Origin of the sequence: Lentibacillus sp. (genome assembly GCF_035301675.1) — a bacterium.
Taxonomy (GTDB): domain Bacteria; phylum Bacillota; class Bacilli; order Bacillales; family Amphibacillaceae; genus Lentibacillus.
The window spans coordinates 1-4,195 of the sequence record NZ_DATGTT010000024.1; the positions used below are offsets into that span (position 1 = coordinate 1).

General features: G+C 40.7%; 4 protein-coding genes. All 4 read right to left on the minus strand.

Annotated elements, in window-relative coordinates; all coding sequences use genetic code 11:
* Window positions 1-65: 65 nt before the first annotated feature.
* Genes VK097_RS03990 through VK097_RS04005 form a run of 4 tightly spaced genes read right to left on the minus strand, consistent with a single transcriptional unit; the run spans window position 66 to window position 3,666 of the window.
* Window positions 66-815, minus strand: a complete 750-nt coding sequence (locus VK097_RS03990; RefSeq protein ID WP_324210511.1) for an SDR family NAD(P)-dependent oxidoreductase — start codon at window positions 813-815, stop codon at window positions 66-68.
* Between the two features lie 12 nt (window positions 816-827).
* The gene (locus VK097_RS03995) at window positions 828-1,889 is read right to left on the minus strand and encodes a tartrate dehydrogenase (protein WP_324210512.1); all 1,062 of its coding nucleotides are present in this window, start codon (window positions 1,887-1,889) and stop codon (window positions 828-830) included.
* 26 nt (window positions 1,890-1,915) lie between these two features.
* Window positions 1,916-3,385, minus strand: coding sequence for a sodium/pantothenate symporter (panF, locus tag VK097_RS04000; RefSeq protein ID WP_324210513.1), 1,470 nt, complete (start codon window positions 3,383-3,385; stop codon window positions 1,916-1,918).
* A complete protein-coding gene (locus VK097_RS04005; protein WP_324210514.1) occupies window positions 3,382-3,666 on the minus strand; it encodes a YhdT family protein in 285 nt (94 codons plus the stop codon). Before VK097_RS04005 ends, panF begins: the two co-directional genes overlap by 4 nt.
* Between the last annotated feature and the right edge of the window lie 529 nt (window positions 3,667-4,195).

The window sequence follows — 4,195 nt, forward strand, 5'->3', positions numbered from 1 at the left end:
CTCTTGCCTTTTGTCCATGCTCCGTTGATATACATGTCATGATTTTCCAATGCGACCCCTCCTTTTTAAATACTTCTGCCTCCATCTACATGAAGCACACTTCCCGTAATCATTTCTGCTTCCTCAGATAACAAGAAAGCAACTGTATCTGCAATATTTTTCGGTTGAAGCAATTTGCCTAATGGCACACTCTTTTCAAAAATTTCTTTACGGTCTTCGGCTACATTACTTCCTTCTCCGGAAAACTGACCTAACATGGATGTATCTGCCGGCCCCGGGTGCAGCACATTCACGTTAATCTGATGAGGCGCCAATTCCAGTGCCAAAGCTTTTGAAAAAGTCTCTACGGCCCCTTTTGAAGCAACATACGCTTGTAATCCGGGGCGTGGTCTGGTTGTTGCTACTGAGCCAATGTTTACAATTTTACCTGCTTCTTGCGGCTTCATATATCTCGCTGCTTCCCTGCAGGTTAAAAAAATACTGCCCATATTAATATCCATCAGTTTATGATAATGATCAAAAGAAACTTCATCGATGGGTGTAGCACTTTGAGCAATCCCTAATATATTTGCCAACCCGTCAACACTGCCAAAATGGTCTTTTGCCTTTTTAAAAAAATCAGAAACCACTGCTTCATCCAGGACGTCGCCTTGAACTGCCAGGAAATTATCTTTCTTTTGCATCTCTTCCAAAGCAGAAATGTCGCGGTCACATCCTACGACATTCGCCCCTTTTTCCATTAACAAAAGTGCCGTTTCTTTTCCCATACCACCGCCTGCTCCTGTGATGAGGATGGTTTTATTGTTTACTGTCATGGAACCCTTCCTTTACTGTTTTAATTTTTCAATGATTGCATCGCCGACTTCACTGGTTGTAGCATTACCACCAATATCAGGGGTCAATGTTTGGTTTTCAACAAGCGTCGCTTCAATGGCCGCAAGCACTTGGTCATGCAAGTCTTTACGGCCGAAATGTTCTAACATTAAGGCACTGGACCAGATTTGGGCAATCGGGTTGGCAATTCCTTTTCCTGCGATATCAGGTGCTGAACCATGCACTGCTTCAAACATGGAAGGAAATTCTCCGCTTGGGTTAATATTCCCTGACGGGGCAAAACCGAGCCCGCCAACGATGGCAGACCCTAAATCCGATAAAATATCCCCAAACAAATTAGATGCGATAACGACTTCAAACGACTCCGGACGCTGGACAAAATAAGCTGCCAAAGCGTCTATATAATATTTTTCATAATCGAGATCCGGATGCTTTTCCATCGTTTCTTCCACGATTCTGTCCCAGAACGTCATCGCATAGGAAATGACATTGGATTTTGTGGCATTGGTGATTTTTGCTGCACCACGTTTTTCTGCATAATCACAGGCAAATTCCGTGAGTTGTCGGACTCCCTGCTTAGTCATCACTGTATTTTGCACAGCCATTTCGCGCTCTTCCCCAGAGAACATAATGCCACCTGAATCACTGTATTCTCCTTCACTATTTTCTCGGATAATTGCAAAATCTATAGGCTTTTCTTGCTCAAGTGGACTATTCAGCCCTTTTAACAGCTTGATTGGACGAAAATTAATGAACTGCTGGAAGTTCTTCCGAATCGGGAGGATTAATTCCCAAATCGTCACTAAATCGGATACCCGAGCGTCTCCAATCGCACCAAATAAAATGGAATCAAACGATTGAAGCTGTTTCAGCCCATCATCCGGCATCATTTTTCCATGTTTTACATAATAATCACTATTCCAGGGAAATTCTGTCGTTTCGAAATTAAAATCCGTATCTTGCTCGGCTAACGCTTCAAGTACTTTGATCGCTTCCGTCGTTACTTCAGGACCTATCCCGTCGCCCGGAAGTACTGCTATTTGATGTGTCTTCATGTTGTTTCGCCTCCATTTTTTACATTTTACGCTTTTTTATTGATATTTTGTTTCGGAAATTCATACGGTTTTTCTTTTAAGATTAAACTGAATATAACGAAAAAGATTAACGACAAAAACACAGGGATAGTTACAGCATGCACTCCTAAAAAATCACCATACATTTCATTATACCGGTCGTTGATGACATAAGAACTGATGCCGACTATCATAGAAGCAATGGCCCCTTTTTTGTTTGCTCCACTCCAATATAAACCAAGTACAATCGGCCAGATAAACGCTGATTGCAGGCCACCAAAGGCAAACAAGTTTAAAAAGATTAATAAATCAGGCGGACTGATGGCCAACAGGAAAGCAACCACACCGACGATTCCAGTTACACCCATACTAACCATTTTCACATTTCTTTCCGGGGCATCCGGCTTGATATAGTTAATATAAACGTCTTTCACAACCGAAGAACTGACAAGCAAGAGTAATGAATCCACTGTCGACATAATCGCCGCTAAAGGGGCAGCAAGCAAAATACCAGCAAGCCACGGCGGCAATACTTCAAGTGCGAGTTCCGGAATCACTTTGTCCGGTTCGTCGATGCCAGGTAAAATCGGCTGTCCAAATGCGCCAATCATATGCATCCCCAACATAATCACGCCAACCACAACTGTCCCGATTAAAATCGCTCTGTGCATGGATTTGGAGTCTTTATAAGACATGGCACGCACGGCAATTTGCGGCAACCCAATGACACCGACACCAACTAGAATCCAGTAAGAAGATACGTACGAAGCCGATAAGCTGCCGTCATCTCCAAAGGGGGTCACTAAATTTGGATTGATTTCCATTAAGTCAGCAAACAGGTTCGACAAGCCGCCACCAGCAACAATGACAGCCCCTAATAAAAGTAAGGTTCCTATAAACATGACAATCCCTTGAATAGTGTCCGTAATGACGACCGCACGGAAACCGCCGACCGTTACATAAATGAGTACTGATAATGTAAAAATAAATAATGCGCCTATGTAGCTTATGCCTGTGAGTGATTGAATTAAATATGCGCCGCCTACCCATTGTGCAGCCATCGCTGAAAAAAGAAACACAATCGTGCTGAATGCTGCTAATAAAACAACTGTCGCGCTTTGGTATCTCTCTTTTAAAAAGTCCATTAAAGTTACCGCATTATAACGTCTTGCCACAATCGCGAACTTCTTTCCCAATACAAGCAGCACAAAATAACCCGTAGCGACTTGCGTCATCGCAAGCAACGCCCAGCCAAACCCTTTAGAATAAGCAGCTCCCGGGCCGCCTAAAAAACTGGATGCACTGCCATATGTAGCAACCATGGTCATTGCTAAAACAAGTCCACCAAACTCACGGCTCCCCAGAAAATAGTCACTTAGAAACCCTTCCGCTTCTGAAAGTTTTTTACTGGACCAAAACCCAATTAAAAATATAATAGCTAAAAAAATCAGTAAAGGAATTACCACGGCCCAATTCATTCGTCTCTCACCTCATCTTCATCGTCTTCTAAGGAAATGTCTGTCAGCATAAATTTTACAACAATAAACACTAAAACGAACATGAGCAATGTCCCGACAATCATACTAAAGAAAATCCATGCTGGAAAACCCATAATATACGTGTACTCTTCCGGCGGTTTTGACCCTAGCCCATATGCAAAACCAAACCACCAGATAAAATTAATAACTGCCAGCCCGCAGCCAATGAGCGCTTCTCGATTGGCTATTTTAAAACGAGTCTCCTGATTCTTTTTTTCCAAAGCTAATCCCCTCCTTTTTGAACTCTGTGATTGCAAGATTGATAATATTCAGAAATTAAAGCATACACCTTTTTCATAATGAAGGCAAATCCTCTCCTTCTCTTTGTTATCGTTTTCTTATGTGGTTATTATACTAGATTTCTATCGTTTATGCCTCTTTTTTTAAACAACTCTTAAACATGAATACTTGGACTATTATCCTCGCTTCTTTTATTTTCCAAACAAATAATGTGTTTTATGCATTTATAAAGATACGCAAAGAACTCTCGGCTACTTAAACTGTCTTAAAAAGGTTCGCATATATTTTTCAGAAAGATATCTTAACCAGTCTATTGGACAAATTGTTAAATATATAAGCGTAATATTTAACATTATTTACAATGCATCTTATTTTATTGGAATGTATACTATTTGTAAGCGCTTCATTGATTCTTCTTTGTTAACATTAAAAGGATATTGATAGTATTTATAACTAAAAATAAAGAAAAGCATATTGATAAAATTATCTGAATAGAAATAAAATTATATT